Below are 20,139 nucleotides of genomic sequence, written 5' to 3'. Positions count from 1 at the left end.
GCTAGCTCTACAAATTATAGAGCCAGCCTTTTATTACATATTATTTTTGAAATACATGTTTTACTTTTTCAGCTGGAATGTTACTTCCACCTCTACCTTTTACATCTTCAATCATCATGGTAATGACCATATCTGGTGAATTTAAATCAAATGCAGCGAACCAGCCTAGTTCTTTTCCTTCGGCCTCTTTTGATACTTTTAATTCTGCTGTACCTGTTTTTCCAGCAAGAGTCATGCCATCAATTTTAGCAATTTTCCCAGTACCATCTGGATCATTAATTACTTTCGTCATAGCAGTTTTTAATATATCCTGATTGCCTTTTGAAATTACATTCTCTTTCCAAACTTTTGGTTGCTTATCTGTTTTAATAATATATGGAGAAGGTATGTTTCCATCATTAACAATTGGTGCGTACGTTAATGCTAGATGGAGTGGCGTCATTAATACTTGCCCTTGTCCATAACCTGTGTCTGCCATTTGAATATCATTTTTAATACCATCATTTGCGATTTTAGAAGCTGGGAATCCATATTCAATTGGTAGTTTCTCATCGAATCCGAATTTTTTCGCTTCACTCATAAACTTGTCTTTTCCGATTTTCAAAGCTTCTTGTGCGAAGTAAATATTATCCGAGTATTTCATCGCCTTATCAAGATCAATCGGATTTGCATCTTTTACACGCGTTACATAATAATTACCCCAAGAAGAATCTTTTGTCCATTTTAATCCTTCAATTTTCAACTCTTCTTTTGGATCAATCGTTTTCGTTTCAAGACCAATTGCAGCTGTAATTGGTTTAAATACAGAACCTGGTACCGACAATTGTGTAAATCGATTTGTCATTGGTTTTTTCGGATCATTATTCCATGCTTCGCGTTGTGCTTTTGATGTCCCTCTTGCAATTATATTAGGATCATATGCTGGACTACTTACTAGTGCAATTGTTTCTCCACTTTTCGGATTAATTGCTGCACTTGAACCAGCTTCGCCCTTCATTTCATTATACGTTTTTTCTTGAACAGCACTATCAATCGTTAAAGTTACATTTTCTCCATCAACAGCATCTGTTTTTGCCAAGTTTTTAATTTCTTTTCCTTGCGCATCTTCTACAAAGATACGGCCACCTTTTTTACCGCGTAGCTTTTCCTCTAATACTTGCTCTAAACCAGCTTTACCAACTGGGTCATCAGCTTGATAGCCTTTCTTTTGTAGCGTTTTTAAATCTTCAGCATTAACCTTTCCAATATAACCAGTCAGATGAGCTGCCGCTTCCCCTAACGGATATGTACGAACATTTACTGGTTTTGTTGCAACACCTGGTAAATCAATGTACGTATTTTGTGTTGCCCCTTCAGGCAAAATTCCAATTGGTACGAGATACCCTGGTTTTACCCATTTAGCAGCTAATTTTTGATCAATTTCTTCTACAGACATATTTAATAACTTCGCTACTGTTTCTTTCGTTTGCGGAGCAGTATCGCCTAACTTTTCAGGAATCAATCCGATTTCAGAAGCTTTCCCATTCGTTGCAAGACCTTTTCCATTACGATCGTATATTTCACCACGTTTTGGCTGTGTTGTCTGCATACGCACTTTACTATCTTTCGTCATGCCAGGGAAAATAAAATCCGGAGTCCAATCTATTTTCCAAGATTCTTTATCTCCATCTTTTTCTTTCACCATTTTTGCTTCATGACCAAATGTAATTTTACCACCAACTGTATCCATGCTTACTTTAAAAGGAACAGGGCCTTCATCTTTTTTATCTTCTTTTACTTCCCCTGTTTCTACCTTTAAGTCTTTCACTTCGATACCAGAATAAATTTTTTCATATTTCTCAGTAAACTCTTTCTTTGAAATATCTTTTTTTGCATTTTTTGATAGTTGATCATACATATCTGCAAATTTTTGTTTATTCCACGCTTTTACATATGTATCAAACGCTTCTTGTGGTTTTTCTTCTTTACCACATCCAACTAACATGAATGTTAAGCAAAGAAAAAGAATCCCCCATATCTTTTTCAATCAATTCTCCTCCTCTTTCTATATAAATACTTTTGAAAATTTTAGCATTTTTACATGCTTCTTTCATTATAGCACTATCAAATATCATCTATAAACTTATATCGATGAATACAAATAAAAAGATTGATGTGAATTTTCACATCAATCTTTTTGATTATTGTTGTTTCTCATATACATGGTAGTAATACGTATACGGATTTTTTTCATCCGTTAAACCTTTTTCTACAAAAACTTCTTTCCAATTTGTCATATCAATTTCTGGGAAGAATGTATCTCCTTCAAATGCATGATGGATTTTTGTTATATATAACTTGTCTACGTAAGGTAAAAAGAGATCATAAATTTGCGCCCCGCCAAAAATAAAAATTTCCTCTTCATTTTTGCATAGCTCAAACACTTCTTCTACAGAATGCGCTACTTCACAGCCTTCCACATGATATCCTTCATTACGAGTTACAATAATATTACGTCTTCCAGGCAGTGGTCTACCAATCGCTTCATAGTTCTTTCTGCCCATAATAAGCGGATGACCCATCGTTGTTTTTTTTACATACTGTAATTCACTCGGTAAACGCCAAGGTAAATTATTATCTTTACCAATTACTCTATTCTCGTCCATTGCGACCATAAATGAAACTATCATCTTTTCATCTCCTCTACAATTACACTGCAACTGGTGCTTTAATTGCTGGGTGTGGATCATATCCTTCAATCGTTAAGTCTTCCATTTCAAAATCGAACACAGATTTCACATCTGGATTTAATGTAAGTTTCGGGAATGGACGTGGTTCACGTGCCAATTGCTTTTCTATTTGCTCAAAATGATTTGTATAAATGTGTGCATCTCCAATTGTATGAACAAATTCACCCACTTCAAGACCGCATTCATGTGCAATTAAATGTGTTAGTAATGAATAACTTGCAATGTTAAATGGAATTCCAAGGAATATGTCACCACTTCTTTGATATAGCTGACAAGAAAGTTTGCCATCTGCTACATAAAATTGGAATAGCGTATGACAAGGCGGCAATGCCATACTTGGTACATCTTCAGGGTTCCAAGCAGAAACGATTAAACGACGTGAGTCTGGTGTTTTTTTAATCATTTCAATTACATCTTTTAATTGATCAAGCGTCTCACCAGCTGTCGTTTTCCAAGCACGCCACTGCTTACCATATACGTCTCCTAAATAACCATATTTATTTGAGAAATCATCATCTTCTAAAACGTTCTTTTTAAACAATTCCATTTGCTCATCGTACTGCACTTTAAATTCCTCATCTTGTTGTGAGCGAAGACCAAAATCAGTCATGTCAGGACCAGTATACTCATCGCTTTCTACCCAGCTCTTAAATGCCCATTCATTCCAAATGTTATTATTATGCTGCAACAAATAGCGAATATTTGTATCACCTTTCATAAACCAAAGCAATTCACTTGCTACAAGGCGAAACGGCACTCTCTTTGTCGTTAATAAAGGAAAACCTTTACTTAGATCAAAACGCATTTGATAACCAAATACAGATACAGTTCCTGTCCCTGTACGATCTTCTTTCTTCGTACCGTATTCCATTACATGACGGCATAAATTTAAGTATTCATTTTCAGCATGTTTCATATGTAGAAAAACCTTCTTTCAATCTTATATGGAATTTATCATAACATGAAAAATAGTAAATTTAATCATCCTAATCAATAAAAAATATTTCTATATAAACAGAATTCTACTCCAATATATTTTTACAAAAAGTAAATTTATAATCGCCCGATCCTAAATCCCTTTCCATATTATGTTCTGCCTGCCAATTCATTTCATCTATCCGTAATGTAGCGCTTGTATTAGGTGGTACAGAAATTTGTAGAAAGGCTTGTTCATTTTCTACACGCCACTCAATCTTAACTTCTCCATAAGCTGTCTCACGTTTTACTCTAATCCATTCTAAATTCGAATCAAAATGTGGTTGTACATAAAAATGTTTATATGCGGGATTTGTTTCATCCACTTCTATTCCAACAATATATCGGTATATCCATTCAACAATAGAGCCATATGCGTAATGATTGTACGAATTCATACTATCATTCCAAAGTGTTCCATCCTCTTTCACGCCATCCCAATGTTCCCAAATCGTTGTGGCACCTTGTTTCACTTGATATAACCATGATGGATAATCTTCATGAAATAGAAGCTTACAAGCAAGGTCATGACGGTTAAACTTGCTTAATATTAAATTTAAATACGGTGTTCCTATAAAACCTGTTGTTAAATGATTTTTATTTTCTTTTAAAAGCTCAATTAATCGATTAAATACTTTCTCCTCCATATTATCTTTCACTAGTTCAAAAAGAAGTACTAATATGTGGGCTGTTTGGGTATTTGAAATTAACCTACCATTCGGTGTAACGAATTCATTTTGAAACGCTTGAACTATATTTCCATGTAGCTCTGCATAAAACTTCGCATCTGTATTTTCACCTAAAATCTCAGCAATCTTTCGTAAAAGCGATGTAGAATACGCATAATAAGCTGTCGCAATAAAATGCTTGTCTGTTCCGCCTTCATATACATCAGGTTTCGTATCTAATGCGAGCCAATCCCCTAAATGATAGCCTGTATCCCATAAATACTCATTTTCACCTTGTGAACGTATGTAATCTATATACTTCTTCATACTGTCATATTGTTCTTTTAAAATCGATACATCTCCGTAATGTAAATAATGAACCCACGGACATATAATTGCTGCATCGCCCCAACCACCAGAAGTATGTAAATCAAAATCCGCTCTTTTCCCAAACGCATCTGGAATAACTAACGGCACAGCTCCATTAACATTTTGATCTAATGATAAATCTTGGAGCCACTTTTTAAAGAACAATTGCACATTCATAATTTGCGTAGCTGTCCCAATAAACATTTGTGCATCTCCTGTCCATCCAAGTCGATCATCTCGCTGGGGACAATCTGTTGGCACATCAAAAAAGTTCCCTCTTTGAGACCATTCCACATTATGATGCAGTTGATTGATTAATGGATTCGACGTTTCAAATTCAGTCGCTTTTTCCATATCTGTATGTAATACACACCCTTCAAAATCTGCTATTTGAGGCGGCTGAGTTAATCCACTTATTTTCACATATCTAAAACCTTGATAGGTAAAATGAGGTTCAAACGTTTCCTCCTCTTCTCCTTTTGCTATATACACTATTTTTTGTTTTGCCTTGCGGAGATTCCCATTATAAAAGCTACCGTCTTTATTCAATATTTCAGCATGATGCAATTCTATCTTTTGTCCAGTATAAACATGACGGACTTTAAACCGAACCCACCCTACCATATTTTGCCCCATATCAATAAGCCATTCGTGATTTGGTAGTTTTGAAATAGCAATTGGTTTTATAATTTTCATTTTACGAATCGCTTCATTTTCCTGTGCAACAATTATTTGTTTGGAATGCTCAATTACTTCAACATCTTCTAGCACTTGTTCACTTTCTTCTAGCCTAGCATCATAAACTTCTCCTTCATAAATTTCCGAATACAAAACAGGACTTTGGTTTACCTCCCATGTTTCATCCGTTACAATTTTTTCTTTTGTTCCATCTTCATACGTTATATGTAATTGAGCAATTATTGCTCGCCTTCTCCCGTAATAATTACGCACATGATGCATAGTAATTGGCCCCTTATACCAGCCATTTCCTACTAGAGTAGAAATATCATTATGCCCAATCTTTAATACATGCGTTATATCATATGTTTGATACAATACCCTTTTATCATAACTTGTCCATCCGGGAGTAAAATAACAATCTCCAATACGCTCTCCATTTGTAGAAGCCTCGTATAATCCTAAACTAGTAATATATAAACGTGCTTTTTTAACTAATTTTTTAATAGAAAAGCTTTTTTTAAAGGACATAACTTGCGTGCACTCTTTTTTCGCAGCAATCCAATTCCCGCTCCAGTTATCTTGCCCTTGTAATCCAGTCTCCCAAAATGCAACTTTAGACCAAGATGATTCTTCTCCGTAAGTATCCCATACCTTTACCCGGTAAAAATAACGCGTCTCTGCTTTATATGAAAATGAATTGACTGGTATATGTATACTTTGATCTGTTTCTACTTTTTGCGAATCAAACATTATAATCTCAAAATCTCTATCCTTCGCAACCTGCAATTGATAAGCAAATTGTTTTACATTTCGGTTACTCGACTCAAGTTGCCAACTCATTTTAACAACTTTCGAATCTATACCTATCGGATTATTTTTATTATCACAAAGCAATTTCTTTATTGTTAGCACACTTATTCACCATCTTTTCTAAATCTTTATTTAAATTAATTATAATAAAAATAAAATTCTAAATAAATAATAATTTTATTCATTCTTACAAAATTATTAACTTTCCATATTTAAAAAGGTTTTCATTTTCTATTACCGAAAGTATAGTGCGGTAGAACAAAATTTATATTTGGAGGTTAGAAGTATGTCTAAAATTGAAACGCCTGTTATGACTTCTTTACAAACAACGGTTGATAAAATGATGAAGGATTTACATGTTCCTGGTGCTGCTGTAGCTATTATAAAAGACGGTGAAGTTATTATTTCAGAAGGTTTCGGCCATCGTAATTTAGAAACAAAAGATCCTGTTACACCGAGTACTCGGTTCGCAATCGGTTCCTCAACGAAAGCTTTTGGCACACTTTCATTAAGCTTGTTAGCACAACAAAAAAAGTTTAATTGGGATACTCCTGTCCAGTCTTATATACCTAACTTCTCTTTATCTGACATACTAGCTAGCTCACAAGTTACAGGGCGTGATTTAGCTTCCCACCGTACAGGAGTAAGTCGTCACGATGCCCTCTGGTACAGTTCTTCTTTAACTCGTAAAGATTTAGTAGAAAAAGTAAAACATTTACCACTTGATGCCCCGTTCCGCACAGCATTTCTATATAACAACTTAATGTATGCGACAGTTAGCTATATTGTAGAACACATCACGAATCAAACGTGGGAACAATACGCTACAGAACATATTTTAGAACCTTTAAATATGAGACATACAAACTTCTCTGTTACAGATTCACAAACTACAGATGATTATGCTTTACCTTACATCGAAAATAACGGTGAAATAAAAGAGGTTCCATTCCGCAACATCGATACAGTTGGGGCTGCTGGTTGTATTAATTCTACAATTGAAGATATGGCCAATTGGGTCCTTCTTCACTTAAAACAAGGGAAATTTGGAGAGCATGAATTAATTTCTCCTGAATTATTACAACAAATGTATACACCACATAATTCCATTCCAGATCAACCAGTTTTATCACTTCCTGAATCTCCATTAAATAGTTACGGTCTTGGATGGTTTATAAGCGCTTATCGTGGTAAAAAGGTGATTCATCATGGCGGTAATATTGATGGATTTTCAGCACTTGTTTCATTCATGCCAAATGAAAATGTGGGTCTAGTTATATTAACGAATGCTGGAGGCACATTACTACCTACTTATCTCGCCAATCAAATTTATGACGAATTACTTGAATTAGAATCCATTGATTGGCATAAACGTGCTGTAGAAGATACCGAAAAAATGAAGGAAATGATGAAAGAAGCAAATGAATTCATTCCCGAACAAATAAAAGAGACTACACCTTCTCACAATTTAAATGACTACACTGGTACTTTTGAACATCCTGCATATGGAACATTACGAGTATACAAACGAGGTGATTCGTTATATGTACAATTTATGGAGATGGATATTCAATTAGGGCATCATCATTACGACATCTTCTCTGCAAAAGTTGACTTATTCCAAATGAAAATGAGTTTATTATTCGCTTTTGAAATGAATGTGGGTGGTGAATTTACATCCCTCCAGTTACATGTGCCAGCTACGCTAAGCACTCAGCCGCTTGCATTTAAGAAAATTAAATAAATTTTTAATAGAGGGATGATAACACTTCCCTCTATTTTCCATTACAATCTCCATCCAAATAAAGGATAATACGTAAAGGATAAGGAATTCTATTATTTAACTAATTAAATTATCAGGGGGAAAAGCCGTGTATACAGGAATTTTCAAAGAAATTGTTTCAATTACTCATCACGATTATTCAGGTTATATAGATAAAAAAGGATGGGACGATCCCACTACTTATTTACAGACAATCGAGAAACTAGAGAGACAAGGAGAACTAACACCAGTACAATTTACTGAAATTGTACGTGATTACTTATTAGACTTTAAAGATAATCATATGTTTTTCAAAATGATCTCTAACAATCAACCCCTTAACAGTGTTGGCTTTCAAGTAAAAAGATACGAAGACCGCCTATATATTACATCCACTTCACAGGAAATAAGAGTGAAAAAGGGACAGTCTATTCTAGCATTAGATAATATGAAAGTTCCTGAGTTATTAATAAAATATAAGAAGTATTTAAATGAGAATACATATGAACGTGAAAAATGGGATTATATTTTATTAAAATCATCAAATTGTACACTTATAGATGAAAATGGATTAACCGAAACCATTCGTTTACAAAAGTATAAACAAAGCGAATACACACCTATTTATTCATTTAAACAATATAATAAAGATACACTCTTAATTACTTTAACTGACTTCGCAAATACTGAAGCTATAAATAAATTATTAGACTTACATAAAGATGAGCTTAATACTTTTCCGAACTTAATAATAGATGTGCGATTGAATCGTGGAGGGAGCGATGATGCATTTTTCAAATTACTTCCTTACTTATTTGAAGACAAAGAGATCTCCCTTTTAGATTCTTCAAATACAATGCAATTGAATCATACGGAACGAAACTTTCATTTACGTATGAAAGACATCGAAATGGAAGATTATGATTCTTTAGACGAACTTTCCAAATTATTCACTGATATATTTATTCAAGATTTAAAAAAGAATTATAAAAAAGGATTTGTTACATTTGATACTTCCGGGTTACCAAAAGAACTTCAATCATTAACAATACACGGACGAAAATCACCAAGTAGAGTAGTTATATTATCAGATGTTTCATGCGGAAGTTCTGGTGATTCTTTTGTAGAAGTTGCAAAAAAATCATTGAAAGTAAAAGTAATAGGTCGCCCTACTGCTGGTGTAAATGATTATTCTAATTTAGCAGTAATGGAATGGGCTGATACATTCGCACTTTACTACCCTACTTCACGACTTTCAATTATAGATAAAGGCGAAGGAATGTCCGGAATTGGTATACAACCGCATATACATATCCCTTGGACTCCTGAACATATACAAGGAGACATAGATTTAAAGTTAGCATTACAACTACTTCAAAACGAAGAATGGTAAAAAATAAAAGGTAGCTGTGAACCACACCTACCTTTTCTATTTCATATTAATTTTTTCTGGTTGAAACCAAATTGGCTTTAATAGCTCAAAGTCTTTATGATCGTCTAAAACGATAGTAAGACGCTCTAACATATCATCCAACATATGCGGTGCTGCTCGTAATGTCCAGACAACTGATGAGAAAACTGTCATGCCAACGTACACCGCATATAATTTCCAGAACTCCTCTGGTATTCTCCCATTAAAGTATCCTTCTATTTGTCCGATTGAATACGGAATACTAATGTCTCTTGCAAATAGTGCAATTTTTACGAAATCATGAAGTGGGTCGCCCCAATCATAACCATTAAAATCAACAACACCTACATATTTCCCATCCCGTACAATTATATTTTCTAAATGAAAATCATCGTGTTGAAATCGATTTGGGCGGTTTTGTAAATACATTTCATTTTCATCGATAAACTTAATGATTTTATCATCATTTTTTATTTTTATTCCGCATGTTTTGTATGCCTCTACATATTTTTGCTGTTTTTTCATTGCTCTTTCATACCATGGAAGTATATCATTAGGAGCTTCATATGTATGCATTTTTGCTAAATCTTTTCCTGCCTCTATACCAATTTCATATTGTTCTTTTGGTGAATATGTAGGCAATAGCTTCTTTGCATCCTCCCCTTCTAAATACGAAAAAATGCCATAGCATAAACCTTCTTCTGCCAACAACCCCATTTTAATTGGTTTTTGCGCTTGCACACTACGGTTTTGCATTTCATTTAAAATTTGAAACTCTATTTTCTTTCTTTCATACTCTTTTATATCGCCCGTCCGCAATAAATATTTTTCATTATTCGCACTTGTAATAATATATTTCTTATCAGGCGAAAAACCTTTAGAAATTTCCTTAATATCCACTGCATCTTTTACTATTTGTATATTATTTTGCCATGCTGTAATTGTCTTCATGTTTATTCCCCTTACATTTCTACATTTGGTGTGTAAGCTACTTCTATAATAAACCCATTCGGATCATAAAAATCAATCGTATAGTACCATTCCGAATGATGATTCCTTTCAATCGGACCACGTATTACATTAACTTTCATACTAGAAAGAAAATTTGCTACCTCATCAACAACTTCTCTTTTAATAGCTCGGTAACAAATATGTCTTGGTCCTAAAGTCTTTACAATCTCCCCATCTACTTCTTTAAAATATATTTCACTTTTACCTGCACTATATGATACATCATTTAACTTCCTCTATCCAATTATGGAAAATAATACATCATAAAAAGAAATGGACCCCTCTAAATTTGCTACCTAAAATTCAATATGATGAATACCTGCTCGAAGTGTATTCATATTAAGAATACGCTCCTTGTACTACTTGTACAATTTCCATCGGCTTATGAACCATATAATCTGGTGCATCTTTTTTCACTGTTTCAATGACATCATATCCCCAAGATACCCAAATTACGTTCACCCCAGCCTTTTTACAAGCTGCTACGTCTCGCTGTTCATCACCGACATACAACATATCTTTCTCTGTTATTTTTTTCGATTTTAAAAACTTTTTTATCATTTTATCTTTACCGAACAAATTTTTAGAACAATACACTTCTTGTATATTTTCTATACCATTATTGTGTAAAAATGCCCGAATATGCTCTTCTGAGTTCGATGATATGACTGCAATTCCGTAACCTTTTTTATGTAGTTCATCTAATACTTCCTTCATCCCATGGAACAAAATAAGATCTTTTATGGCAGGTTGATACAGTTTATAAAACTCCAGCGCTAATATTGGTAGTTTATATAGCGGTACATCGAGTTGTTTACATCTTTCTGGCATCGTTAACTTGCGTAAATACTCGATTTCGTCTTCCCTTACCGTTTTATATCCGTGCTTTTCAGCAAGTTGATTATAAATTGGTACAAATATATTTTGTGAATCTACTAATGTGCCATCAAAGTCAAAAACAATATATTTTTGCATTTCCATACTCCCTCTGCTTCTTTTTTCTAAACCTATCTTATTCAACAACATAGTTGTCTTACCCTTTTATCAACATAAAAAAAGAACAAGATTTTCACTTGTTCTTTTTACGAAAGCCATTTTGGTGGTACATTCGTATTCCAATAAATATTCCCTAATTCATGATGCCCATTGTATCCATCATCAAAACGATGATAATGAAAATTAAAATAATAACCATCTTGCGGTGGATGATCTCTTCTTACGTGGAAACGCAATAAGTCATTCCCTGTTTTCGTATCGTAAACGTGAAAAATCTTTTCATTATTTCCACCAGCTGGCTTTTGAGAAATCGCTAATGATTGTAGCGAATCTTCCGGTACATCATTTGCTAGTTCAGCAATTGCCTCTTCAATCTTCGGTAATATTACATCTTTAAACTCATCTTCAATTACTGGACCAATTTTAGTGCCAAACTTTTGCATCGACTGCTTCTCTGCTTCTTGCATTGCATAAGTAATAAAAGTATCGGTGGTTAACCTGTCATTCGTTTCTTCATATGTATAGGACGTACTCTCCAAATTTTGTTGCCCAGCTGTGCTCGTAGGCTTGTCCGCAGCTTTGGCATTATCAAGCAATATGGAAGGAGGCGTCACTAGACCAAATGTAAATACGGTAATTAATGCGACTAAGGTTTTTCTAAACCAATTTGGCATGTATGTTTCCTCCCCTTTCACTCATTATATTTTATATAACGGTTGTTTCCTCTATTATACAAAATGATTGTAATTTTTGCACTTTACAATTTTGTTAACGTTCACATATTTTTCACTTGAATATGAAATTGTAAGATTTCATACAATAAAAATACAACAATAATGAGGAGGAGATCCGATGACTTTAGATGTCATGTATTCCGCCGCAAGCATACTCGTTTTAGTATATTTTATTTATCAATGTGTTACGGATTAGAAAAAAGAGCCATTTTCCGGCTCTTTTTTCTATGGTAAGAATACTATCCAACCAATTAATACTATAAAAATAATCCCGGCAATTGTAGCTGGTAATAAATAAAAATGAGAAAAGATAACTATTCCATACAAAAGTATTACTGGCAATAATAAATAGCGATCGGCCTTCCATCTTAACAAGAGTAATTTGCCTTCATCACAATATAAATGAAGAAACATTTTTTTCGTAAATTCAGTCCAATAATCGCGCGCATAGCGGGAAATTGCAACTAAAGTAAATACAAGAATTATAGCTGAAATCCACCTCGGACTCATAATAATACTTACAGTGCTTATACATACAATTTGAATATAAAATATTCGTGCACTACTTGTACGGAAAAATTCTTTCAAAAAGGATTCAACAATACGATAATCCTTTTTCTTCCCTAAAAACTTTTTAGAACGAGGAAACATCCACGGTTTTTTATTCGAACTACTCGATTTAGCCGCATGACCACCAACTTGCATAATCCCACTCGTCCAGCGCATACTTTCTTCTTTCTCTTTCTCAACCTCCTTAAAAAAGGAATTTTTATAATTTAGTTTTTCTTTTATCAATACGATAATTAGAAAAACTGCTAGACCGATACATAGTATAGAATAAAATGGATTTTTATAAATAAAAAATAGACTCACTCCAAAAAAGGATAGACTTATAGAAAATATTACATTTTTGATAATCCACAGTAACCATCGTTTCCCCACACGTACATGAATACATCTCGTTAATAACGACAACATAAATCGAAATACAGTAAAGAATAGCCAAAATAATACGACTTGTACCTTCGTCACTCCAATACTTTTCAGCAACACTGGTAACATAACAACTACTACCACTACATTCGTTATCGCTATCCGAATAAACGTATATGTCATACCATACTGGATTAACTTTTTCATATGAGCAGGATACGAAATTAAAAATAAACTATCCGCTTGTTCAAAAAATGAACGAACTCCTCTTGCATATGTCATCACGTAAAATGCAAGTAGACCTAATCCGAAATAAACCGTCTCTCCCATCGATAGTTCTTCTATCCATAGTGCACGATAATAAATCCCTATAAATATAAGTGCTGGAATAATAATATATAGCGCAACCGTCCAATCAGTTATAGAACGTATGGACTTCCATTTACGATGGAGTTCATGACGCAATCTTTTATAAAATTGTTGTTTAATCATGCTGTTCACGCCTTACAATTACATCAAAACAGTCTAATAATGAACTTCCTGGCATTTCTGCTAACTTTTGGATAGATTCTAAATGTCCATCGGCGACTAATGTACCTTGCGAAATGAGTAAAAATCTTTCGCAAATTCTTTCAGCTGTATCTAATACGTGCGTACAAAGTAAAATTCCTGCCCCGCGTTCTTTTTCTTTATATAAATAATTTAAAAACTCTTTCGTAGCTACCGGATCCAAACCAATAAAAGGTTCGTCAATGATATAAAAATCTGGCTCAGTTAAAAAAGCTAATATAAGCATCGATTTTTGTTTCATTCCTTTTGAAAACTTTGATAAATACTCATCTTTATGTTTATACATTCGAAACATATGTAATAATTCTTCAGCTTTCCATTCCCAGCTTCCGGCTTCGTTCTCACGAGCAGCCATTAATAATTCAATATGTTCCCAGAGAGTCAAATAATCATAATAAGTTGGATGTTCGGGCACGTATGCATACGGATTTTTCTTTTCGCCAAATGATATTTCACCATTCACATTTACGAGTAACCCGAGCATCGTTTTAATCGTCGTACTTTTCCCGGCACCATTTGCTCCAATAAGAGCAACTAATTCACCTTGCCCAATCGAAAAGGCAATATCATGAATTGTTTTTTCACCTATTTCATATCCAGCAGAGCGGATATTTACTTCTAACATACATTCCCCTTCTTTCCATTTCCAATACAAACAAGGAAAAGAATAACATATAACTATCTATATATCATTATAAATATTTATTTTCCTAGCAGGAAAAAATATTTTTTAACAGAATAATAAATGTTTGATTACATTTTATTGGAGTGGATAATATGTCTTTTCAAATTCGTGAAGCGGCGATAGACGATATAGATGCACTTTGCTCTTTGACGAAAGAATTAAAAGGTTCCTCTATTTCCTATGAAGATATGGACAACCGATTGCAATTCGTACAAATGAGTCCTTTTGATTTTTTATATGTTTATGAGGAAGAAGAAACTATATCTGGATTACTTGGGTTTCGTATACGTGAAAATTTAGAAGATGTAACTCGGTATGGAGAAATTTCAATTATTAGCGTCGATTCTACAATACGACGAAAAGGCATTGGACAAGTGTTAATGGATTATGCAGAGCAATTAGCAAAGAAGCATAATTGCATTGGCACATGGCTAGTTAGTGGAACAAAAAGAGTAGAAGCTCATCCTTTTTACAAAAAATTAGGATATGAAGTAAATGGCTATCGATTTGTAAAACATTTTTAAACTACTTTTTAATTGAAAGGACTATAACTATGACAAACATTCAAGCTATTTTTATTGATCGTGACGGTACAATTGGTGGTGACACTACAATACATTATCCAGGCTCTTTTACATTATTTCCTTTCACAAAAGCATCACTGCAAAAATTAAAAGCTAATCATATAAAAATTTTCTCTTTCACAAATCAACCAGGTATCGCGGATGGGATAGCGACTGTAGCTGATTTTGTACAGGAATTAAAAGGGTTTGGCTTTGATGATATTTACATATGTCCTCACAAACACGGTGATGGTTGTGAATGTCGTAAACCAAGTACAGGTATGCTGTTGCAAGCAGCTGAAAAACATGGGCTTGATTTAACACAATGTGCTGTAGTGGGTGATCGCTGGACTGATATCGTTGCGGGAGCAACAGTAAAAGCGAAAACAATATTAGTGCGCACAGGCGCTGGATATGATGCTTTACATACGTACCGAGACAAATGGGCACATATTGAACCAAACTATATTGCAGAAAACTTTGAAGATGCTACAAATTGGGTTTTTAATCAACTATAATGCAAATTAAAAGAGACGCCTTCAAAATGAAAGCGCCTCTTTTAATTTAATATTTTTTAAAACGTTAATTCATAATGGAAATAACGATTATCTCTCAAATAGCCATTTTCAGCGTATAATCGCTGCGCTGATAAATTGTCTATCTCTGTTTGTAATTTTACACCTTTTGCACCATTTTCTAAGGCAAATTCTTTCGCTGCTTCTAATAATTTTTTTCCTGTTCCTGCTCCGCGCTTAGCAGCTTGTACAAATAAATCATTTAAAATCCATAATTCTTTCATAGAAATAGACGAAAATGATGGATATAATTGCGTGAATCCAATATATTCACCGTCTTCAACTGCCACAAAAATAACAGATTCTTTTCTCTCCATTCGATTTCGTAAAAATACTTTTGCTCCTTCTATATCAGAATCTTGTCTATAAAACATACGATAGTTATTAAAAACTGATGCTAGTCCATCTAAATCTGCAATTGTTGCCTCATATATTCTCATTTTACTCCGTTCCCCTTCCAATACTGTCTCATTATATCCGTTGCCCATTTAGGCTGTAGAATTTCTTCTTTCGGCATAAACTCTTTCATTATTGGCTTTATATCCAATATAGGGGTGCCATCAATAGCATCTAGCCCCTCAACAATAATTGATTTACCTTCTCTTTTAATCACCTTTACAATTGTTGCTCCTATGCGATTCGGACGATTTTTCCCACGCTGTGCAAAAATGCCTACTTTAGGATAATCATGATTATTTCTAGGGTGTCTAGCAACATATTTAATTTGCTCATCAGTTACTTTATGAAAATAAAAAACTACTTCAATATGAGAAAAATCTTCAATCCCTTGTATACTTTCCTCTGTATACATTTCAGTTAAAGTAATATAGGATCTTACTTCTCCCCACTCATCATCTTTTATTTCCCTTCTTTCATTATGTACAAATGCGATTGGTTGAACTGAAAACATACGCATTCCCCCTTAAATGTAACCACTTACATTATAAAATATTTTCTGAATGTTTTCCACACATGCGAACTAGGTTACATAATATAATTATACTCTATTTTGTAAGGCGAAATTAACTGCTTCAACTGCATGTATATGGGTTGTGTCGAATATCGGAATGGATACGTCTTCCTGCTTTATTAATAATCCTATTTCTGTACAACCTAATATGATTCCTTGTGCCCCTTCTTGTACTAGCTCTTCTATAACTCTTTTATAATATACTCTAGATTGAGATGTTATCTTTCCTAAACACAATTCCGTATATATTACTTCGTTTATCTTATCTCTATCCTTTTCTGATGGTACCATTACTTTTATATGATTCTCTTCAATACGTGATTTATAGAAATCTTGCTCCATTGTATATTTAGTTCCAAGCAAACCAACTGTTTGAATATCTTTTCTTTTAATTTCTTTTGCAGTTGCATCAGCAATATGTACGATTGGAATATGAATATACTCCTTTATTTTTCCAACTACTTTATGCATTGTATTTGTGCAAATAATTATAAAGTCTGCTCCTCCCTTTTGTAATGAATGTGCTGCATTCCCTAGAATTTCTCCTGCACCATCCCAATCACCACTAGACTGATATCGTTCAATCTCTTCAAAATCCACACTATTAATTAAACATTTAGCTGAATGTAACCCACCTAATCTACTTTTTATTTCTTCATTTAAGACTCGGTAATATTCAGAAGTTGATTCCCAACTCATCCCACCAATAAGACCTATCGTTTTCATACAAACTGTTTTTATACAACTAATAATAACGTTTTATTATGTACATTATACACAATAAAACAAGACTTTACGTTTATCATATAAAGTCTTGTTTTAACTAAATAAGATGTTAATAATGAAGATTAATTCTATATTCATTTCCTCGGAAATTTTTATTGAATATTCTGAAATTAATACTTCGATGTTTTTATAGAATCTTCATATCGATAATGAAAACATTCTCGATACAACTGCTTGATTTCATCATAGGATGGTACTCGTGGATTATTTCCTGGGCTACCACTTTCAATTGCATCTGACGCCATTTTAGAAATAGCTTTTTCAAATTCACCTTCACCAATTCCATATTCTTTTAAATTTGGAATACGAAGATCAAAACAAAGTTTTTTTATTTCCCTCAGCGTGTAGTCGGCTATTTCTTCATCACAATCTGAATACAAATCTTTATTTAAACAGCGGCCAATTTCCGCTAATCTTTTTACCGCACTACCTTTTGTATATTCTAAAACTGTAGGTAATAGTATTGCATTCGATATACCATGTGGTACATGAAATAATGCTCCTATAGGCCTCGACATTCCATGAACTAATGTAACAGATGCATTCGAAAATGCAATTCCAGCTTGTAAGGAAGCAATCATCATCGCTTCTCTTGCCTCCATATTCTCTCCATCTTCATATGCAATACGTAAATACTTCATAATACTTTCAATTGCTGAAAGAGCGAGTACATCTGTAAGTGATTGTGAAACTTTAGAAATATATGCTTCGATTGCATGACATAATGCATCTATCCCTGTTGCTGCTGTAATATGAGGTGGTACCGAACGTGTTAAAATCGGATCAATAATCGCTACTTGCGGGGTAAAACTCGGATGCTTCATCATCATTTTTACATCTGTTCGTTTATTCGTGATTACTGCTACACTTGTTACTTCCGACCCAGTACCCGAAGTTGTTGGAATTGCAATGAGTGGCAGCGGATCATTGTCTATTTCCATATCCTTTTGGACATAATCTTCCACTTCTCCGCCATTTGTATATAACACCGCAACTGCTTTTGCTGCATCAATACAGCTTCCACCACCAAGACCGATAATAAAATCACATTTTTCTTCTTTACAAATAGTTAACGCCTCTAACACGTGTATATTTGTAGGCTCAGCATTTACTTTATTATATGTAATAATAGTAATCCCTTTCGTATTTAATTGTTGTATACACCTCTCAACATATCCTAAATTCTCCATAATTGTATCAGTTATTATAAATGCTCTTTTTCCAAACTTCTTGGATTGTTCCCCCAGTTTTTCAAGCGAATTTCTTCCATATAATACAGACTTCGGCATACGAAACTCAGCAACTTTTTGCAAGTACTCCACCCCTTCTTTCCCCTAATTCATGTTTTTGTCTATAAAATATCTATTTAATAAATTCCTGTTAAAGTATAGAACGCGATAACTAAAAATACAGCAAGCGTTTTCAAAACTGTAATTGCAAATATATCTTTATATGACTGTTTATGAGTTAATCCTGTTACTGTAAGAATAGTAATAATAGCCCCGTTATGTGGTAGTGTATCCATTCCACCTGATGCCATTGATACGATACGATGCATTACTTCTAACGGAATATCAAATTGATGAGCCGCTGCAATAAACTTATCTCCCATTGCACTTAAAACGATTCCCATTCCTCCTGATGCAGAGCCTGTAATACCAGCTAAAATATTCGTCGTTACTGCTCCATTCACTAGGGGATTTGTAAATGTGGCAGAAATGCCATCTCTCATAATCGCAAATCCCGGAAGTGCTGCGATGACACCACCGAATCCAAACTCAGCTCCTGTATTCATCGTTGCAAGTAATGCTCCACCAATACTTGTATTCAATCCAGCTTGAAATCCTGTTACTACTCGTTTCCAATATAATAATAACGTAGTTACTATACCTATAATAAGTGCCAATTCTACTGACCAGATTCCAACTACTGCACTTAATTCTACTTTTCCAAATGCTTTCATACCAATTGTAGAAAAATCAAAACCGTTCGGATACCACTTCGGTATCATAATAGTAAAAACTTTATTCATTACACCTACTAAAATAAGTGGAATAAAAGCAATTACTTGCTGTGCTCTTGTAATTTCAATACTTTTAAGTAACGGCATATCTTTTTGTTCTACTTGTAAAGATGCTGCCATTTCAGTATTCCCATCGTTAAAACCAAAGTACCCTTCACCTGCTGCCTTCGCCTTCTTACGTCTACTCTCTAAATATAGTAAACCTAATGTAAGAACAAAAATTGCTCCTACAATTCCAAGTATTGGCGCAGCATAAATGTCCGTTTTGAAAAATGTTGTAGGTATTACGTTTTGAATTTGTGGTGATCCAGGTAGCGCATCCATTGTAAATGTAACTGCTCCAAGCACGATTGTCCCAGGGATTAAACGCTTTGGAATATTCGCTTGTCGAAACAACTTAGCTGCGAATGGATATACAGCAAACACTACTACATACACACTAACACCACTATACGTTAAAATAGCTCCCATTAATACAATCGCTAATATCGTACGTTTTTCACCAACTAACTCTATAATTGTCTTTGCAATAGAGTCCGCAATTCCTGACATTTCTACCACTTTCCCAAATATTGCCCCTAGTAAAAATACAGGGAAATATAACTTTATAAATCCTACCATTTTCTCCATAAAAATATTAGAAAAGAAAGGTAATACAAAACTAGGCTCTGTCAAAAATACCGCAAATAATGCAAATATCGGTGCAAATAAAATAACAGAAAACCCTCTATATGCTACAAACATAAGTAAACTAAGTGCTAATAATATAATAACTAGCTCCAATTATACCCCTCCTTTAAACTGAAAATTCAAACTTTTATAGATAAACTTCTATTACTAATCTTTTGATTCTGACACCCCTCCTCTTATTCATACAAATTTTTCATG

At 33.9% G+C, this 20,139-nt stretch carries 18 protein-coding genes and 1 pseudogene; 4 read left to right on the top strand and 15 right to left on the bottom strand.

The features are described 5' to 3' along the window. Positions 1–40: 40 nt before the first annotated feature. The 4 genes from pbpC to ATN06_RS11065 all read right to left on the bottom strand — a co-directional run bounded on the left by pbpC (position 41) and on the right by ATN06_RS11065 (position 6,334). Entirely contained in the window at positions 41–2,026 is a 1,986-nt protein-coding gene (gene pbpC / locus ATN06_RS11080; protein ID WP_060630672.1) for a penicillin-binding protein 3, read from the bottom strand. Positions 2,027–2,180: 154 nt separating this feature from the next. Further along, positions 2,181–2,669: a dihydrofolate reductase gene (locus tag ATN06_RS11075; protein ID WP_060630671.1), complete on the bottom strand. Its 489-nt coding sequence runs from the start codon at positions 2,667–2,669 to the stop codon at positions 2,181–2,183. A 19-nt stretch (positions 2,670–2,688) separates the two neighbouring features. Continuing rightward, positions 2,689–3,645, bottom strand: coding sequence for a thymidylate synthase (locus ATN06_RS11070; RefSeq protein WP_060630670.1), 957 nt, complete (start codon positions 3,643–3,645; stop codon positions 2,689–2,691). 106 nt (positions 3,646–3,751) lie between these two features. Then, the gene (locus ATN06_RS11065; RefSeq protein WP_060630669.1) at positions 3,752–6,334 is read right to left on the bottom strand and encodes an alpha-L-rhamnosidase; all 2,583 of its coding nucleotides are present in this window, start codon (positions 6,332–6,334) and stop codon (positions 3,752–3,754) included. Between the two features lie 184 nt (positions 6,335–6,518). Here ATN06_RS11065 and ATN06_RS11060 point away from each other — a divergent pair, with 184 nt between their 5' ends. Further along, positions 6,519–7,976, top strand: a complete 1,458-nt coding sequence (locus ATN06_RS11060; protein WP_060630668.1) for a serine hydrolase — start codon at positions 6,519–6,521, stop codon at positions 7,974–7,976. A 127-nt stretch (positions 7,977–8,103) separates the two neighbouring features. Next, positions 8,104–9,387: a S41 family peptidase gene (locus ATN06_RS11055; RefSeq protein ID WP_060630667.1), complete on the top strand. Its 1,284-nt coding sequence runs from the start codon at positions 8,104–8,106 to the stop codon at positions 9,385–9,387. Between the two features lie 36 nt (positions 9,388–9,423). Here the strand turns inward: ATN06_RS11055 and ATN06_RS11050 are convergent, their stop codons facing one another. The 6 genes and pseudogenes from ATN06_RS11050 to ATN06_RS11025 form a co-directional block, all read right to left on the bottom strand. After that, positions 9,424–10,356, bottom strand: a complete 933-nt coding sequence (locus tag ATN06_RS11050) for an aminoglycoside phosphotransferase family protein (RefSeq protein WP_060630666.1) — start codon at positions 10,354–10,356, stop codon at positions 9,424–9,426. Between the two features lie 11 nt (positions 10,357–10,367). Beyond that, positions 10,368–10,754 (bottom strand): annotated as a pseudogene (locus ATN06_RS11045) (VOC family protein). A gap of 1 nt (position 10,755) precedes the next feature. Continuing rightward, a complete protein-coding gene (locus ATN06_RS11040; protein WP_060630665.1) occupies positions 10,756–11,391 on the bottom strand; it encodes an HAD family hydrolase in 636 nt (211 codons plus the stop codon). Positions 11,392–11,498: 107 nt separating this feature from the next. After that, positions 11,499–12,086: a YpjP family protein gene (locus tag ATN06_RS11035; RefSeq protein WP_060630664.1), complete on the bottom strand. Its 588-nt coding sequence runs from the start codon at positions 12,084–12,086 to the stop codon at positions 11,499–11,501. 285 nt (positions 12,087–12,371) lie between these two features. Next, a complete protein-coding gene (locus tag ATN06_RS11030; protein WP_060630663.1) occupies positions 12,372–13,571 on the bottom strand; it encodes an ABC transporter permease in 1,200 nt (399 codons plus the stop codon). Beyond that, on the bottom strand, positions 13,564–14,274 hold the full coding sequence (locus ATN06_RS11025) for an ABC transporter ATP-binding protein (RefSeq protein ID WP_060630662.1): 711 nt from the start codon (positions 14,272–14,274) through the stop codon (positions 13,564–13,566). The genes ATN06_RS11030 and ATN06_RS11025 overlap by 8 nt, the downstream gene beginning before the upstream one ends. Positions 14,275–14,426: 152 nt before the next feature. Between ATN06_RS11025 and ATN06_RS11020 the strand changes: the two genes are divergently transcribed. Then, complete coding sequence (locus ATN06_RS11020; RefSeq protein WP_060630661.1) at positions 14,427–14,858, top strand: GNAT family N-acetyltransferase; 432 nt, start codon at positions 14,427–14,429, stop codon at positions 14,856–14,858. A 29-nt stretch (positions 14,859–14,887) separates the two neighbouring features. Then, positions 14,888–15,415, top strand: coding sequence for an HAD-IIIA family hydrolase (locus tag ATN06_RS11015; RefSeq protein WP_060630660.1), 528 nt, complete (start codon positions 14,888–14,890; stop codon positions 15,413–15,415). A gap of 56 nt (positions 15,416–15,471) precedes the next feature. On the opposite strand, the gene ATN06_RS11010 is transcribed toward ATN06_RS11015, so the two are convergent. The 5 genes from ATN06_RS11010 to ATN06_RS10990 form a co-directional block, all read right to left on the bottom strand. After that, complete coding sequence (locus tag ATN06_RS11010; protein WP_001223856.1) at positions 15,472–15,912, bottom strand: GNAT family N-acetyltransferase; 441 nt, start codon at positions 15,910–15,912, stop codon at positions 15,472–15,474. Beyond that, on the bottom strand, positions 15,909–16,382 hold the full coding sequence (locus ATN06_RS11005; RefSeq protein ID WP_060630659.1) for an SAM-dependent methyltransferase: 474 nt from the start codon (positions 16,380–16,382) through the stop codon (positions 15,909–15,911). The genes ATN06_RS11010 and ATN06_RS11005 overlap by 4 nt, the downstream gene beginning before the upstream one ends. 87 nt (positions 16,383–16,469) lie before the next feature. Beyond that, positions 16,470–17,168: an aspartate/glutamate racemase family protein gene (locus ATN06_RS11000; protein WP_060630658.1), complete on the bottom strand. Its 699-nt coding sequence runs from the start codon at positions 17,166–17,168 to the stop codon at positions 16,470–16,472. Between the two features lie 170 nt (positions 17,169–17,338). Continuing rightward, positions 17,339–18,541, bottom strand: a complete 1,203-nt coding sequence (eutG, locus tag ATN06_RS10995) for an alcohol dehydrogenase EutG (protein ID WP_060633126.1) — start codon at positions 18,539–18,541, stop codon at positions 17,339–17,341. 53 nt (positions 18,542–18,594) lie between these two features. Next, positions 18,595–20,034, bottom strand: coding sequence for a GntP family permease (locus tag ATN06_RS10990; RefSeq protein WP_060630657.1), 1,440 nt, complete (start codon positions 20,032–20,034; stop codon positions 18,595–18,597). Between the last annotated feature and the right edge of the window lie 105 nt (positions 20,035–20,139).

It is taken from the genome of Bacillus thuringiensis (genome assembly GCF_001455345.1).
Classification (GTDB): domain Bacteria; phylum Bacillota; class Bacilli; order Bacillales; family Bacillaceae_G; genus Bacillus_A; species Bacillus_A thuringiensis_N.
This window is presented reverse-complemented; position numbering and strand designations above follow the sequence as displayed.

What these genes read in the sequence shown, in the direction of transcription:
- ATN06_RS11075 (WP_060630671.1), bottom strand. Translation starts at nt 2,669, where the DNA reads ATGATAGTTTCATTTATGGTCGCAATGGACGAGAATAGAGTAATTGGT.
- ATN06_RS11070 (WP_060630670.1), bottom strand. Translation starts at nt 3,645, where the DNA reads ATGAAACATGCTGAAAATGAATACTTAAATTTATGCCGTCATGTAATG.
- ATN06_RS11060 (WP_060630668.1), top strand. Translation starts at nt 6,519, where the DNA reads ATGTCTAAAATTGAAACGCCTGTTATGACTTCTTTACAAACAACGGTT.
- ATN06_RS11050 (WP_060630666.1), bottom strand. Translation starts at nt 10,356, where the DNA reads ATGAAGACAATTACAGCATGGCAAAATAATATACAAATAGTAAAAGAT.
- ATN06_RS11040 (WP_060630665.1), bottom strand. Translation starts at nt 11,391, where the DNA reads ATGCAAAAATATATTGTTTTTGACTTTGATGGCACATTAGTAGATTCA.
- ATN06_RS11035 (WP_060630664.1), bottom strand. Translation starts at nt 12,086, where the DNA reads ATGCCAAATTGGTTTAGAAAAACCTTAGTCGCATTAATTACCGTATTT.
- ATN06_RS11030 (WP_060630663.1), bottom strand. Translation starts at nt 13,571, where the DNA reads ATGATTAAACAACAATTTTATAAAAGATTGCGTCATGAACTCCATCGT.
- ATN06_RS11025 (WP_060630662.1), bottom strand. Translation starts at nt 14,274, where the DNA reads ATGTTAGAAGTAAATATCCGCTCTGCTGGATATGAAATAGGTGAAAAA.
- ATN06_RS11020 (WP_060630661.1), top strand. Translation starts at nt 14,427, where the DNA reads ATGTCTTTTCAAATTCGTGAAGCGGCGATAGACGATATAGATGCACTT.
- ATN06_RS11015 (WP_060630660.1), top strand. Translation starts at nt 14,888, where the DNA reads ATGACAAACATTCAAGCTATTTTTATTGATCGTGACGGTACAATTGGT.
- ATN06_RS11010 (WP_001223856.1), bottom strand. Translation starts at nt 15,912, where the DNA reads ATGAGAATATATGAGGCAACAATTGCAGATTTAGATGGACTAGCATCA.
- ATN06_RS11005 (WP_060630659.1), bottom strand. Translation starts at nt 16,382, where the DNA reads ATGTTTTCAGTTCAACCAATCGCATTTGTACATAATGAAAGAAGGGAA.
- ATN06_RS11000 (WP_060630658.1), bottom strand. Translation starts at nt 17,168, where the DNA reads ATGAAAACGATAGGTCTTATTGGTGGGATGAGTTGGGAATCAACTTCT.